The following is a 13,951-nucleotide window of genomic DNA, read 5'->3' on the forward strand; positions in this document are numbered from 1 at the left end:
GAACCCGCGCCAGCCGCGCGAGATCTTCGACGAGGACGCGCTGCACGAACTGGTCACCTCCATCAAGGAGGTCGGTCTTCTGCAGCCCGTCGTGGTGCGGCAGCTGGGGCCCGCCCGCTACGAGCTGATCATGGGCGAGCGCCGCTGGCGGGCGTGCCGCGAGGCCGGCCTGGAGGCCATCCCGGCCATCGTCCGGGCCACGGACGACGAGAAGCTCCTCCTGGACGCGCTGCTGGAGAACCTGCACCGCGCGCAGCTGAACCCGATCGAAGAGGCCGCTGCCTACGACCAGCTGCTGAGGGACTTCAACTGCACCCACGACCAGCTGGCCGACCGGATCGGGCGTTCCCGTCCGCAGGTCTCCAACACCCTGCGGCTGCTGAAGCTCTCCCCGACCGTCCAGAAGCGGGTGGCCGCGGGTGTGCTCTCGGCGGGTCATGCCCGGGCGCTGCTGGCCGTCGAGGACTCGGAGGAGCAGGACCGGCTGGCGCACCGGATCGTGGCCGAGGGGCTGTCGGTGCGGTCCGTGGAAGAGATCGTGACCCTGATGGGCTCGCGGCCCCAGAAGGCCTCGCGTGCCCGGGGACCTCGAGCGGGCTCCGTGCCCTCACCGGCACTGAGCGAACTGGCCACGCGGCTCTCGGACCGCTTCGAGACCCGGGTGAAGGTCGAGCTGGGTCAGAAGAAGGGCAAGATCACCGTCGAGTTCGCCTCCGCGGACGACCTCGAAAGGATCCTCAGCACGCTCGCCCCGGGCGAGAAGCTGGCGCTCCAGAAGAGCCTGCGCGAGAGCGACGGCGAAGAGACGCACGACTGATCCCTGGGCGATGCCGCCCGGTGGAACAGTGGAGCGGGTCGTGTCCGGTGGGTACCGGACGCGGCCCGCTCTTTTGCTTGGCGGCGGTGTCGAGCGGATCGCATCGTGGATACGATGCGATCAGGTAGGGCACATCCACCGGACAGCATCCGCGGGGCTCGGGACAGCAGCTCGCGATGCGGCGGCTGAAGGAAGCGAGGATCAGCCTTCATGGGGCGTCGGCTCGTGCCGCTCACACTGGACAACCTTCAGGACGTTCCCCATCGTTGCCGTGCGTGCGTCTTCTGGGAGCTCGACCCTGTCAGCGGTGAGGCGGCGGTCAAGGCCGGCACGGCCGCACTGGAGAAGGAGGCCTGGATCTCCGCCGTCCTGCTGGACTGGGGCTCGTGCGGCCGAGTGGTGTACGTCGATGACGTACCGGTGGGACACGTCCTCTACGCTCCGCCGGCCTACGTGCCGCGATCGACGGCCTTCCCCACGAGCCCGGTGTCGCCGGACGCCGTTCAGTTGATGACGGCCTTCGTGATGCCCGGCTATCAGGGACAGGGGCTGGGCCGGGTGCTGGTGCAGGCGGTTGCCAAGGATCTGCTGCGCCGGGGTTTCAAGGCCATCGAGGCGTTCGGGGACGCCCGCTGGAAGGAGCCCGCCTGCCTCCTGCCCGCCGACCATCTTCTGGCCGTGGGCTTCAAGACGGTCCGCCAGCATCCCGCACACCCTCGGCTGCGGCTGGAACTGCGCTCCACGCTCTCCTGGAAGGAAGACGTGGAGATGGCACTCGACCGGCTGCTGGGAGCCGTCCAGAAGGAGCCGGCGCTCAGGCCGCTGTAGTGCTCGGCACCGGCCGTGTGCCGGGCCGTTGACGCGTATGGGCCAACCCGCGGGGGTTGGCCCATACGTGTTTCACGTGAAACGTCACTCGGCGATGAACTCTTCAAGGTCGCGCAGGAGCGCGGCCTTGGGCTTGGCGCCGACGATGGTCTTGGCGACTTCGCCGCCCTGGTAGACGTTCAGGGTCGGGATCGACATGACGCCGTACTTGGCGGCCGTGCCCGGGTTCTCGTCGATGTTGAGCTTGACGATCTCGATCTTGTCGCCGTGCTCGGCAGCGATCGCCTCCAGGGACGGGGCGATCTGGCGGCACGGGCCGCACCAAGCAGCCCAGAAGTCCACGAGGACGGGCTTGTCGCTCTTCAGGACTTCCTGATCGAAGGAGTCGTCGGTCACATGCTTCAGGTTGCCGGCCACGGTGGGCTCCTTACCTTGGTCGTGCGGTGGGGCGGGGAGAGGGAGGAGGAGGGTCAGACCGCGGTCTTCTCGGGCTCCGCCTGCTCCTCGTCGGCGAGGGCGGCGAGGTAGCGCTCGGCGTCCAGAGCGGCGGAGCAGCCGGTGCCGGCCGCGGTGATCGCCTGGCGGTAGGTGTGGTCGACCACGTCACCGGCGGCGAAGACGCCGGTCAGGTTGGTGCGGGTGGACGGCGCGGCCACCTTCAGGTAGCCCTCCTCGTCCAGGTCCAGCTGGCCCTTGAACAGCTCGGTGCGCGGGTCGTGGCCGATCGCGATGAACAGGCCCGTCACGGGCAGCTCGGACAGCTCACCGGTCTTGACGTTGCGCAGCTTCAGGCCGGAGAGCTTCTGGTCACCCTGGATCTCGGCGATCTCGCTGTCCCAGACGAACTTGATCTTCGGGTCGCCGAAGGCGCGCTCCTGCATCGCCTTGGAGGCGCGCAGGGTGTCGCGGCGGTGGACGACCGTCACGGACTTGGCGAACCGGGAGAGGAAGGTGGCCTCCTCCATCGCGGTGTCGCCACCACCGATCACGGCGATGTCGTGCTCCTTGAAGAAGAAGCCGTCACACGTGGCGCACCAGGAGACACCGCGGCCGGAGAGCGCGTCCTCGTTGGGCAGGCCCAGCTTGCGGTGCTGGGAGCCGGTGGTGACGATGACGGCCTTCGCCCGGTGGACCGTGCCCGCGGTGTCGGTGACGGTCTTGATCTCACCGGTCAGGTCGACGGAGACGATGTCGTCCGGAACCAGCTCGGCACCGAAGCGTTCGGCCTGGGCGCGCATGTTGTCCATGAGGTCGGGGCCCATGATGCCGTCGCGGAAGCCCGGGAAGTTCTCCACCTCGGTGGTGTTCATCAGCGCACCACCGGCGGTGACGGCGCCTTCGAACACCAGGGGCTTCAGCGACGCACGGGCGGTGTACAGCGCCGCCGTGTAGCCTGCGGGCCCGGAGCCGATGATGATCACGTTACGGACGTCGCTCACGGCTTGATTCCTCGTCTCTGGTCTGCGTCAGTCGACCGGATGCGAGTCCCTTTCGGGACTCTCACCCCACCCAACGGATCCTACGGGGCGCGCATTCCCGGTGTGTCCGGGCACACGCGTGGCCGAGCGGGGCCGAAGGAGTGTTCCGGCCGACTCAGGGACGCGTGACCGACTGCTTCAGCAGCACCGTGCCCGCTGTGGCCGGTTGTCGGTGCAGGCAGGCCGCGTCGATCACATACGCGGTGGCGTGCTTGCTGTCCTGGGCGTCGGCCACCACGACGAGGTAGGCGGCCTTGCCCGCATAGGTTCCCGTCCTGGCGCCGACGACGTCGGAGTTCTGCCGGAGCGCTTGCCGGACACAGTCGGGCACCGGAACCGCGGTCCGGATGAAGGTGTTCGGGCCGTCGGTGGAACCAGGGGTCCGGGACCCGCCGTCGGAGTTCAGCCGGGGCCTCCCACTGCCCCGCTTCAGCTCCTTCGTGGGGGTGAGCAGAGCATTCACCTGGTGCTGCACGCTGTCACCGGAGAAGGCCTCGGCGGAGGCGGTCGGGGTGGCGTGGGCCGTCGTGTGATCACCGTTGTCGCCGAGCGACGCCAGGACCAGGCTTCCGGCGCCCAGCACGGCCGCCGTGAGAACGGCCCCCAGGACGAGGCGGCCACGGCGCCGCCCCCGCTTGTCCTTGCGTCCGGGTCCGGTGGCCGCCCGCGGACGCCCTGCCGGGCGGTCGTAGGAGCGGTCGGTGAGGTGATCGACGGAGGTCGATGTTTCACGTGAAACATGGCCCACGGCATCCGCGTCGCCGAGGTCCAGTGGTGCGGCGTAGTCCTGGCCGGCCGGCGGGGCCTCGGCGGCGAGGGCGGCGTCGATACGCGCGGCCACATCGTCCGGCATCCGCTCGGCCACCCGCTCGGAGCCCAGCAGGCCCTGGATCTCCCCCAGGGTGGCGTACACGTCCGCACACGGCGCGCACTCGTCCAGATGACGTCGTACGTCCGCGCTGCGGTCGGGCGGAAGGAGGTCTTCGGTGAGGTCGGAGATCTCGGCGACGTCCGGGTGCCCGGCCGTGTCCGTCGTGGAAGTCACGCTCGCCCACCTCCGCCCTTCGCTACGGCTGAATCGCTCGGTCCCGCGTCCTGGGGCCGCCCGCCCGGGGACCCCGTTGCCGGTGGGACGGATGACCCCGGCCTTCGGTTCCGTTCCGGACCGGTTTCCCTCCTGGCCCCGGTGCCCTCCGGTCCCGGCGCCGCACCGCCCTCGGGCCGTAGGTGCGTGAGCAGGGGGAGCAGCCTGGCCCTGCCCCGGGCGCACCGGCTCTTCACCGTCCCCGTCGGCACGTCCAGGATCCGTGCGGCCTCCGCCACGGGGTAGCCCTGCATGTCCACCAGGACCAGGGCGGCCCGCTGCTCCGGCGGAAGCGTGCCGAGCGCTTCGAGGAGCTGGCGGTGCACGTCCTTGCGCTCGGCCGGCGCCGAGGCGGACTCGTGCGGTTCCAGCAGCTGCTCCAGCCGCTCGGTGTCGTCCACCGGGGACGTCTTGCGTGAGGCCGCCTTGCGCGCCCGGTCCAGGCACGCGTTCACCGTGATCCGGTGCAGCCAGGTCGTGACGGCCGACTGGCCCCGGAAGGTGTGGGCGGCCCGGTAGGCCGACACCAGGGCGTCCTGCACCGCGTCAGCGGCCTCCTCGCGGTCCCCCAGGGTCCGCAGGGCGACCGCCCAGAGCCGGTCCCGATGCCGTCGCACGATCTCACCGAAGGCCTCGGGGTCGCCTTCCAGGTGACGGGCGAGCAGGTCGCGGTCGCCCACTCCGTCGTATCCGGCGCCCTCCGCCATCTGCCCCCTCCGGTCCCGGTGTCAGCCCGTGAACTTCACTTCACCGATGGCCTGCTTGAAACCGGCACTGGCGTACAAGGTGGAGTCGTACCCCGATGTCGGCACGGCCGTCAGCCAGACGAGGACGTACTGGGTCTTGACCGGCTTGGTGACCTTCACCGTGGCGGTGGTGCCCGTCGTCGTGGCGGTGCCGATCCTCGTCATGGAGTCCAGCGACGCCGGTGTCAGCGAGTCCGCAGCGTACAGCTCGACCGTCGTGTGGTCACCGCCGTAGCGCAGATCGAGGGTGGCGGTGCTGAGCTTCTTCGCCGAGCCCAGGTCGTACACGATGCCGACGCCCGGCTTGTACGGGGCGAACGACGGACCCTCGTTGTAGCTCTTGGTCTTCCAGTACGTCGACGCGTCGCCGTCGTAGGTCTTCGATTCGGCACCGGAGTTCTGGGGGTCTCCCTTGGCGACGAACTCCTGGCCGTTCTGGATCTTTATCGGCACCGGCTTCGGCTTCACGACGTTCTTGTCGCCGCCGTCCGTCGTCTGGGTCCTGCGGGTGTCGTCCGACTTCTCGCTCCGGTCCATGAGGGCGTCCGCCAGCTGCCAGCTGCCCAGGCCGAGAGCGGCGATGAGCAGGGCCGACACCGCCCACTTCAGCGCCCGGCCGGTGCGGCTCTGCAGCGGCGGCGGCGGAGCGGCGATCGGCTGGGTGGCACCGGGGTGCGGCGCCGGGCGGCCGTACGTGCCCTGCTGGTAGGTGGTGCGCTGGTACTCCGGCGGAGCCGTGAACGCCGGCTCGGGCGGGCGGATGCGCGGCATCTCGCCGATCGCCTTCACCAGCTCCTCCGGCGTGGTGCACGGCGCCTCGTGCCGGGACGCCGTGGCGCCGTCGTTGACGAGGGCGCGCATGGCCAGCTCGGACAGGCCGCGGTGCACACCGGCCCGTACCTGGTCCGGGGCGATGAGACCGATGTCCTTCGGGAGGCCGGACAGGCCGTAGGCGTCGCTCTCGTAGGGCCAGCGCTGGGTCAGCGCCGCGTACAGCAGGGCGCCGATCGCCTCGGTGTCGGTGCGCTGCGGGGTGTCGGAGCTGATGCCCCGCAGTGCCGCGTTCACCGCCAGGCCCCGGATGCGCCACTGGCCGGTGGAGGCGCGCAGCACGGCGTTCGGGTTCAGCCGCAGATGGGCGAGGCCCTCCCGGTGCGCGGCCGCCATGGCCGAGGAGACCTGACTGACCATCTGGTAGGCGTCGTGCGGCTCCAGCGGGCCGCCGGTGAGGAGCGTGGACAGCTCGATGGCGTCGGGCAGCCACTCGTGGACGACGTAGACCACGTCGTTCTCCTCGACGGCGTCGAGGACCTGGACGAAGCGTGGATCGCCGAGCAGCGCGGAGGAACGCGCGGCGGCGAGGACGGACCGGGCCCGGGTGTGGTCCGCGGGCAGTAGGTGGACGCCGACGGCACGACGGAGTTTCTCGTCGACCGCACGCCAACTGCTGAATCCGTCCAGTCGGGTGACGCACTCCTCCAGCCGGTAGCGCCTGGCGAGCTTGTGACCGCTGTGCAGCTCGGGAGGCGACGCCTTCCGTCCGGGACCTTCGCTGCCGCCGCTCCTCTGCGCCTCGTCGCTGTCCGTGTCCCGCTCCGGGTTCTTGGCCACCCCGTCGGCCGTGGACTGCTCCGCCTTGGCGGTCAGCGGTTGCTCACCGCTGTTGTCTGCCACGTCGACGGCAGCCGTGCTACGTTCCGCCACCGTCGTCCCTGCCTCCCCATCCGTTGCACGCTGTCCGACGCCGAAACCAATTGTGCCCACAGTCCGCCGCTATGCACGACACGCGGCGGCGGACGATGGTTGTGCGGCTACCCCCGCCTCACCGACCCAGGCGCCCGCGCACCATGCCGACGAGCGAGTTGAGTTCCTCGATGCGCATGCGGCGCGCGGCGACGAAGAAGACGCCGAACAGGACCGCACCGCCGACGAGCAGCGCGGCGAACGAGCCGACGACGCCCTGGCCGAGGGTGTGCCCGATGCCGTAGCAGGCCGCGCCGCTCAGCAGGGTCGCCGGCACCGAGGCGATCGCCAGCCGCGCGTACGTCCGCAGCACCCGCGCCCCGTCCAGGTCCCCGCCGAGCCGCTTGCGCAGCCGGCGCCAGGCGACACCCACTCCGATGGCGTAGGCGAGGCCGTAGGCGGCGGCCATGCCGACGACCGCCCAGCGCGCCGGCAGCACGAAGTAGCACAGGGCCGCGGCACCGGCGTTGACCGCGGCCACGATGACCGTGTTGTAGAAGGGCGTGCGGGTGTCTTCGTAGGCGTAGAAGGCACGCAGGACGACGTACTGCACGGAGTACGGGATCAGGCCGAGGGCGAAGGCCATCAGCATGTAGCCCATGTTGGTGGCCGAGCCGGTGCCGGCGGAGCCGAAGACCAGCGTGCACATCGGGATGCCGAGCGAGATGAACCCGAAGGCGATGGGCACGATCGCGACCGCGGTGGTGCGCAGGCCCTGGGAGATGTCGTCGCGGACGGCACCCGCGTCCCCCTCCGCGGCCGAGCGGGAGATGCGCGGCAGCAGGGCTGCCATCAGGGACACGGTGATGATGGCCTGCGGCAGACCCCAGATCAGCTGGGCGTTGGCGTAGGCGGCGAAGCTGGTGCCGGAGACCCCGGAGTCCTTGCCCGCGGCGATGGACAGCTGGGTGACCACCAGGGCGCCCGCCTGGTTGGCGAGGACGAACAGCACCGTCCACTTGGCGAGCATCGCGGCCTTGCCCAGGCCGTGGCCCCGCCAGTCGAAGCGCGGCCTGATCCGGAAGCCTGTCTCGCGCAGGTAGGGAATCATCGCCAGGGCCTGCACGACCAGGCCCAGCAGCACGCCGACACCGAGCAGCCGCTGGGCCTCCGGCGGGATCGTCTCCACCTTCATGTGGGAGTCGGCCGCGGTGCCGTAGACCCAGATGAACATGCCCAGCGTCACGATGATGACGATGTTGTTCAGGACCGGGGTCCACATCATCGCGCCGAACTTGCCGCGGGCGTTGAGGATCTGTCCCATCACCACGTGGATGCCCATGAAGAAGATCGAGGGCAGGAAGTAGCGGGTGAAGGTGACCGCGACCTCGTTGGCGGCCGCGTTGTTGGCCACGGGGTTCGCCAGCGCCCGCACCAGCAGGGGAGCACCGAGCATCGCGAGCCCGGTCAGTGCGGCCAGGGCCACCATCACGAGGGTCAGCAGCCGGTTGGCGAAGGCCTCGCCGCCGTCCTCGTCCTCCTTCATGGACCGCACCAGCTGCGGCACGAACACGGAGTTCAGACCGCCGCCGACGGTGAGGATGTAGATCATCGTGGGCAGCTGGTAGGCCACCTGGAAGGAGTCGGCGAGGAAGCCGAGGCCCAGCGCGGCGGCGATCAGCGCCGAGCGGACGAAGCCGGTGAGGCGGGAGACCATCGTGCCCGCCGCCATGACCGCGCTGGACTTCAGCAGCCCCGCGGCCCGCCCGCCCTTCTTGGCGGGAGCGGCCGAGGAGACCTCGGGCTCGACGGCCGCGGCGGGACCGGACGGATCCGGGGCGACGGCCGGGGCGGGCACCGGCGACTGCCCCGGGTATCCGGCGCCGGCGTACGGGCGGCCCTGCTGGGGGTCCTGACCGTGCGGCGGCGCGTACGCGCCGGGACCACCGCTCGGTGCGGCGGCCGGCCCCGGGACGGCCGAGGGATCCACGGGCGCGTGCCCACCGCCCTGCTGCTGGTCGCGGAAGAGATGCGCGAAGGCGTCCGGCTCGTGGTACTCCTCGCCGGAGTGCGAGACCAGGTCGTCCACGCCGACGAACTGGGTCGTGCGCGGGTCCTCGCCGTGCGGCAGGTACTGGGTGGCGCCCCCCGGCTCCGGCGCCGGGGTCTGCGCCCACACGTTCGGGTCGGGGGCGTAGGGCGACTGCGCGGGCGGGGCGTACAGCGGCTGCTGCTGGTCGTAGGGATCCGGCGGCGGGTGCGCGGCGCGGTCGTACAGCGCCTCGGCTACCGGGTCCTGGGCGGCCAGGTCGTGCGCCCGGTAGGGGTCCTGCTCGTAGGCGTCCTGGAGGTACATGTCCGCAGCGTGCTGCGGCGGCACCTGGCCGGGCTCGGGCGGCGGCTCGGGGTAGCCCGAGCCGGCCGCGCCCTGACCGCGGTCACCGTCGTACGGCGCGTTCATGCTTACCCCACCTCATCGTCCCGGGCCCACCGGCCACGACATCGCTCAACGGTCCACTCTCTCACCCGTCCCGGACGGGTCGGTGTTTTCCGGTGCGGTGTCCGGCGCAGGGTCACTCGGCTGCTCCGGGCTCTCTGCCCCGGAGTCGGAGTCGGACTCTCCCGGGAGACGGTCTCCGGGCGCCCCGGGGTTCCCGGGTTCGTCCGCGCTCTCCTCCGCCGTACCGGGGCCGTCCTCCTCGGGCTGCCGGGCGGCGGCCGCGCGCTTGCGCTGGGTGTACATCCGGAAACCGGCGAGCACCAGGAGCAGGACGCCGCCGCCGATGACCAGCATCACGGTGGGCGTGACCTCGGTGACCTTCACGTCGAAGCTGACCGCTTCGCCATAGGGCCGGCCGTCCTCGGTGTACAGCTGGGCGATGACACCGACGCGGCCGTTGGCGTTGGCCGAGGTGGTGAACTTCACGGACTGGCTGTGGCCGCCGGAGACCTCGACGCGCTGCTCGAGGTACGCCTTGCCGCCGATCTCCAGGCGGGTCGGCTGGGTCGAGGTGAGGCGCAGCACCAGGTGGTCGACGGGCTGCACCAGGTTGTTCTGGACGGTCACCGGGATGGTGGCGCTGCGGCCCGAGAGCTTGGTCTCCGACTTGTCGATCAGCTTCACCTGGTCGGCCAGGTCGTCGACCCAGGCCTCCACGCCCTCGCGGTAGCCGTCCGCCGCGGTGCTCCGGCCACGCCAGCACGCGGACATCTCGCGGTTTATGGCCCGCCCGAACGGCGTCACCACACGCGACTGGTTGGTGAGGACCACCCGGAACCTGTCGAGCTTGTCCTGGGTGCGGGCGATCTGTTCGAAGGCCGTCCTCGGCAGCTCCTGGCGGCGCAGCGAGGAGGGGTAGGCGGACCGCGACGGGATGCGGGTGGTGGCGCCCGGGTCGGGCTTGTCCTTGGCCGCGGCGGTGAGGTTCTGCGACTGGGACCAGGTGCCGCCGCCCTGGAGCGCCTTCAGCGCTGTCGCCATCGCCTGCGCCTGGCTCGCCGTGGGCATGCGCTGCGGAGCGACGACGATGCTGCGCTGCTTGTCCGTCTGGTTGTTCAGCTCCAGGCTCTGGGCCAGGAACCGCTGGACGGCGAGGGTGGCCGAGCCCGCCTTCGTCAGGTCGCCCTCGAACGCCTCGGACAGCCTGGCGTCGGCGACCACCGCGGTGGTGCCGCCGCCGACCGGGCGGGCGGCGGACGGCGTGTACGGCAGCCCGGCGGTCTCCTGGAGGCTGTCGCTGCGGGCGATCACCCGGTCGGCGCCGGCGGAGGTCGCGACCTTCATGATCGACGGGTCCACGGCGCCGTTCACCGGCCAGGCGAAGTCGGTGGTCGGTGTGACGAGGAGCACCGTCTTGACGGTCGTCGCGGCGACGTCGGTGGCGTCCTTGAGGTGGCTGAGGGAACCGGTGACGCTGGTGCCGCGGTGCGCCAGGGAAGCGAGGTCGGGATCACCGAACGGCAGCGCGACGACCTCCTTGCCGGCCACCGCCTTCTGCAGCCCGGCCAGCCACTGCTTGGCGAGGGCCTGGTTCTCCCGTGAGCCGGGCGTGGCGGTGCCGTCCGGGCCCTGGACCCGGTAACTGCCACCGGCCATGGCATCGACGGAGGCCAGCAGGTCCGGGTCGATCACCCAGGTGACGTCCAGGTCCTTGCCCAGCTCGACCATCCGGGCCAGCCGGCCGCCAGGGGCCAGGTCCTTGGCCAGGTCGTCGTCCAGGAACTGCGGCGTCTGCGACTCTCCCGCGCCCGTCTTGGCGGTCATGTGGACCGTGGAGATCAGCGGCCACAGGAACGTCGTCCTCGTCCTGGTTCCGGCGTCCGACGGCTGCCACGGCAGGAACGTCCGCTGGATGCCGAGCACCTGGTCCCAGGGCTGGGCCGAGGTCTGGCCGGACAGCGCGACCGCGAACTCGTAGACCCCGTCGTCGCCGAGGTCGAGCTTGTCCACGGGGACGGAGATCGTGAAGTGCTCGGCGACGCCCGGGGGCAGCTTCTCGAAGTTCTCCTCGTACTTGTCGCCGACGTCGGCGCCGGTGCTGCCCTGTGTGTCGTCGGGGTGCCGGGCGACGGAGTCGATGGCCGAGCGGGTGGTCAGCGGGGGGCCCACCCGCAGCCCCACATGGGCGTCGGTGACGGTCTGCTTGCCGTTGTTGGTCACCGTGCCGGACACGGTCAGCGTGTCGCCGTCCGTGGGCGCATTGGGGCTGAGCGAGTCCAGGGAGACGGCCACCGAGTCGGAGGACGCGGCCTGAGCGGGTGCGGCGGCGGGCAGCTGGAGCAGGCCGGCCAGCAGGGGTGCCCCGGAGAGCAGTGCTCCGGCGCGCCGCAGCCACCGGCGGGCAGGTGAGGCACTGGTCCTCTGGAAGTCAGCCGCCTCGGCCACGCGCTCGCCCGTCCCTCGTCGTCGTCAGTGGTCGTCGGAATGTGCGTCCACGCATGGTAACGATGCGCGCTGAACGGAAGTGCCGCGGTCTCCGTCACAAGATCGAGGAGCAGCCGTGGTCCGTCCCCTATATCCAGTATCGAGGGGAGAGCGGCCGTACGCCGTAAGAACAGTGCTTGCAGCGGGTATGCCGGGAGCCGCCCGCGCCGACCGCATGGGTGCGCCCCTGGTCGCGCGGGGCACGTACCCTCTTCTGTTGTGCCGAACGCCAACGAAGACACTCCCTCCGCCCTGAGTCAGGCGCAGCAGCGCGCGGTCACCGAGCTGCTGCGGGTGGCCCCCGTCGCCGACGACCTCGCCCGCCGATTCCAGCAGGCCGGCTTCTCGCTCGCCCTCGTCGGCGGATCGGTCCGCGATGCGCTGCTCGGCCGGCTCGGCAACGACCTGGACTTCACCACCGACGCCCGCCCCGAGGACGTACTGAAGATCGTCCGGCCCTGGGCGGACGCCGTCTGGGAGGTGGGCATCGCCTTCGGCACGGTCGGCGCGCACAAGGGCGGCTACCAGATCGAGATCACCACCTACCGGTCGGAGGCGTACGACCGCACCTCCCGCAAACCGGAGGTGTCCTACGGCAGCTCCATCGAGGAGGACCTGGTCCGTCGTGACTTCACGGTCAACGCGATGGCCGTGGCACTGCCGGAGAAGGAGTTCATCGATCCGCACGGCGGCCTGGACGACCTCGCAGCGCGAGTGCTGCGTACGCCGGGCACGCCGGAGGCCTCGTTCTCGGACGATCCCCTGCGCATGATGCGGGCCGCCCGTTTCGCCGCCCAGCTGGACTTCACGGTCGCCCCCGAGGTCGTCACCGCCATGACGGAGATGGCCGGCCGCCTGGAGATCGTGTCGGCGGAGCGGGTACGGGACGAGCTGAACAAGCTCATCCTCTCCGCGCACCCGCGCAAGGGGCTGACGCTGCTCGTCGACACCGGACTCGCTGCACATGTACTACCCGAGCTGCCCGCCCTGCGCCTGGAGAGCGACGAGCACCACCGGCACAAGGACGTCTATGAGCACACGTTGATCGTCCTGGAGCAGGCGATCGAGCTGGAGCAGGACGGGCCGGACCTCACGCTCCGCCTGGCCGCGCTGCTGCACGACATCGGCAAGCCGCGCACCCGACGGTTCGAGAAGGACGGACGGGTCTCCTTCCACCACCACGAGGTGGTCGGTGCCAAGATGACCAAGAAGCGCATGACGGCGCTGAAGTACTCCAATGAGCTGGTGAAGGACGTCGCGCGGCTGGTCGAGCTCCATCTGCGCTTCCACGGCTACGGCACCGGCGAGTGGACGGACTCGGCGGTCCGCCGGTACGTCCGCGACGCGGGCCCGCTGCTGGACCGCCTGCACAAGCTGACCCGCTCCGACTGCACGACCCGCAACAAGCGGAAGGCAGCGGCGCTGTCCCGGGCCTACGACGGTCTGGAGGAGCGCATCGCCCAGCTGCAGCAGCAGGAGCAGCTGGACGCGATCCGTCCCGATCTTGACGGCAACCAGATCATGGAGATTCTGGGCGTCGGTCCGGGCCCGGCCGTGGGCAAGGCGTACAAGCACATGCTGGAGCTGCGCCTCGAACACGGGCCGATGGAGCACGACGCCGCGGTGGCAGCGCTCAAGGAGTGGTGGGCGGCACAGGACTGAGTGAGCGCCGGGCGATGTTTCACGTGAAACACCCGTCCGGCGCGTCGGCACCGAGGGGCGATGTTTCACGTGAAACATCGCCCCTCGGCCCGTCTCACCGTTGCTGAACGGCTTGCCGGCGTTCGAACCGCACCAGTCCGGCGGCGATCGCGCCGTAGAGAAGCGCGACGAGGGTCACGAGGACCGCCGAGCGGCCGTCCGGCGGGAGCATCAGTGCTGCCACTCCCGCCGCACCGACGAAGGCGACGTTGAAGAGCACGTCGTACACGGAGAAGATCCGGCCGCGGAAGCCGTCCTCCACGACGGACTGGACGATCGTGTCCGTGGCGATCTTGGCACCTTGGGTCATCAGGCCCAGCACGAACGCGGCGGCCATCAGTGGTCCGGTGGCGAACGGAAGACCCAGGGCGGGCTCCAGCACCATGGCCGTCGCGGAGCACACCGCGATCCAGCGGTGGGGACCGAGCCGGCCCGCCACCCAGGGTGTCACCAGCGCCGCCGCGAAGAACCCCATGCCGGACAGGGCCAGCGCGACGCCGAGCAGCCGCAGTCCTCCTTCCGGGGTGTCGGCGAGGGCGTAGCGGCAGAGCATGAGCAGCAGGACGAGGAGTGCGCCGTAGCAGAACCGCATCAGCGTCATCGCGGCCAGGGCGGAGGCAGCCTCCCTGCGCGGCGGCGCCGCCAGGTGGCGGACGGCGGCGAGCAGCTCGCGTGCCGTCTCGGCGAGCA

Annotated in this window: 11 protein-coding genes; 3 read left to right on the forward strand and 8 right to left on the reverse strand. The window is 70.8% G+C overall.

From position 1 onward, the window contains the following. Both IE312_RS26610 and IE312_RS26615 read left to right on the forward strand, forming a co-directional pair. On the forward strand, positions 1-817 hold an 817-nt coding region (locus IE312_RS26610; RefSeq protein ID WP_189984861.1), incomplete at its 5' end, for a ParB/RepB/Spo0J family partition protein. A 210-nt stretch (positions 818-1,027) separates the two neighbouring features. Then, positions 1,028-1,645: a GNAT family N-acetyltransferase gene (locus IE312_RS26615; protein WP_189984862.1), complete on the forward strand. Its 618-nt coding sequence runs from the start codon at positions 1,028-1,030 to the stop codon at positions 1,643-1,645. Positions 1,646-1,729: 84 nt separating this feature from the next. On the opposite strand, the gene trxA is transcribed toward IE312_RS26615, so the two are convergent. The 7 genes from trxA to IE312_RS26650 form a co-directional block, all read right to left on the reverse strand. After that, complete coding sequence (trxA, locus tag IE312_RS26620; RefSeq protein ID WP_189984863.1) at positions 1,730-2,062, reverse strand: thioredoxin; 333 nt, start codon at positions 2,060-2,062, stop codon at positions 1,730-1,732. A gap of 53 nt (positions 2,063-2,115) precedes the next feature. Beyond that, complete coding sequence (gene trxB, locus IE312_RS26625) at positions 2,116-3,084, reverse strand: thioredoxin-disulfide reductase (protein WP_189984864.1); 969 nt, start codon at positions 3,082-3,084, stop codon at positions 2,116-2,118. A 154-nt stretch (positions 3,085-3,238) separates the two neighbouring features. Beyond that, positions 3,239-4,168, reverse strand: a complete 930-nt coding sequence (locus IE312_RS26630; RefSeq protein ID WP_189984865.1) for an RsmA family anti-sigma factor — start codon at positions 4,166-4,168, stop codon at positions 3,239-3,241. Continuing rightward, positions 4,165-4,914: an RNA polymerase sigma factor SigM gene (sigM, locus tag IE312_RS26635; protein WP_189984866.1), complete on the reverse strand. Its 750-nt coding sequence runs from the start codon at positions 4,912-4,914 to the stop codon at positions 4,165-4,167. The genes IE312_RS26630 and sigM overlap by 4 nt, the downstream gene beginning before the upstream one ends. 21 nt (positions 4,915-4,935) lie before the next feature. Continuing rightward, positions 4,936-6,657: a protein kinase family protein gene (locus IE312_RS26640; protein WP_189984867.1), complete on the reverse strand. Its 1,722-nt coding sequence runs from the start codon at positions 6,655-6,657 to the stop codon at positions 4,936-4,938. A 118-nt stretch (positions 6,658-6,775) separates the two neighbouring features. After that, entirely contained in the window at positions 6,776-9,097 is a 2,322-nt protein-coding gene (gene murJ / locus IE312_RS26645) for a murein biosynthesis integral membrane protein MurJ (RefSeq protein WP_189984868.1), read from the reverse strand. A gap of 45 nt (positions 9,098-9,142) precedes the next feature. Next, positions 9,143-11,521, reverse strand: a complete 2,379-nt coding sequence (locus IE312_RS26650) for a DUF6049 family protein (protein WP_189984869.1) — start codon at positions 11,519-11,521, stop codon at positions 9,143-9,145. A 258-nt stretch (positions 11,522-11,779) separates the two neighbouring features. On the opposite strand from IE312_RS26650, the gene IE312_RS26655 reads away from it, so the two are divergent. Continuing rightward, a complete protein-coding gene (locus tag IE312_RS26655; RefSeq protein WP_189984870.1) occupies positions 11,780-13,222 on the forward strand; it encodes a CCA tRNA nucleotidyltransferase in 1,443 nt (480 codons plus the stop codon). 94 nt (positions 13,223-13,316) lie between these two features. Here IE312_RS26655 and IE312_RS41945 read toward each other — a convergent pair. After that, positions 13,317-13,951: MFS transporter (locus IE312_RS41945; protein WP_502266989.1), on the reverse strand; the 635-nt coding region annotated here is incomplete at its 5' end.

Origin of the sequence: Streptomyces capoamus, from assembly GCF_014654935.1 — a bacterium.
GTDB lineage: Bacteria > Actinomycetota > Actinomycetes > Streptomycetales > Streptomycetaceae > Streptomyces > Streptomyces capoamus.

Bases quoted from the DNA above. Each gene is read 5' to 3' on its own strand.
- IE312_RS26615 (WP_189984862.1), top strand. From the start codon at position 1,028: ATGGGGCGTCGGCTCGTGCCGCTCACACTGGACAACCTTCAGGACGTT.
- sigM (WP_189984866.1), bottom strand. From the start codon at position 4,914: ATGGCGGAGGGCGCCGGATACGACGGAGTGGGCGACCGCGACCTGCTC.
- murJ (WP_189984868.1), bottom strand. From the start codon at position 9,097: ATGAACGCGCCGTACGACGGTGACCGCGGTCAGGGCGCGGCCGGCTCG.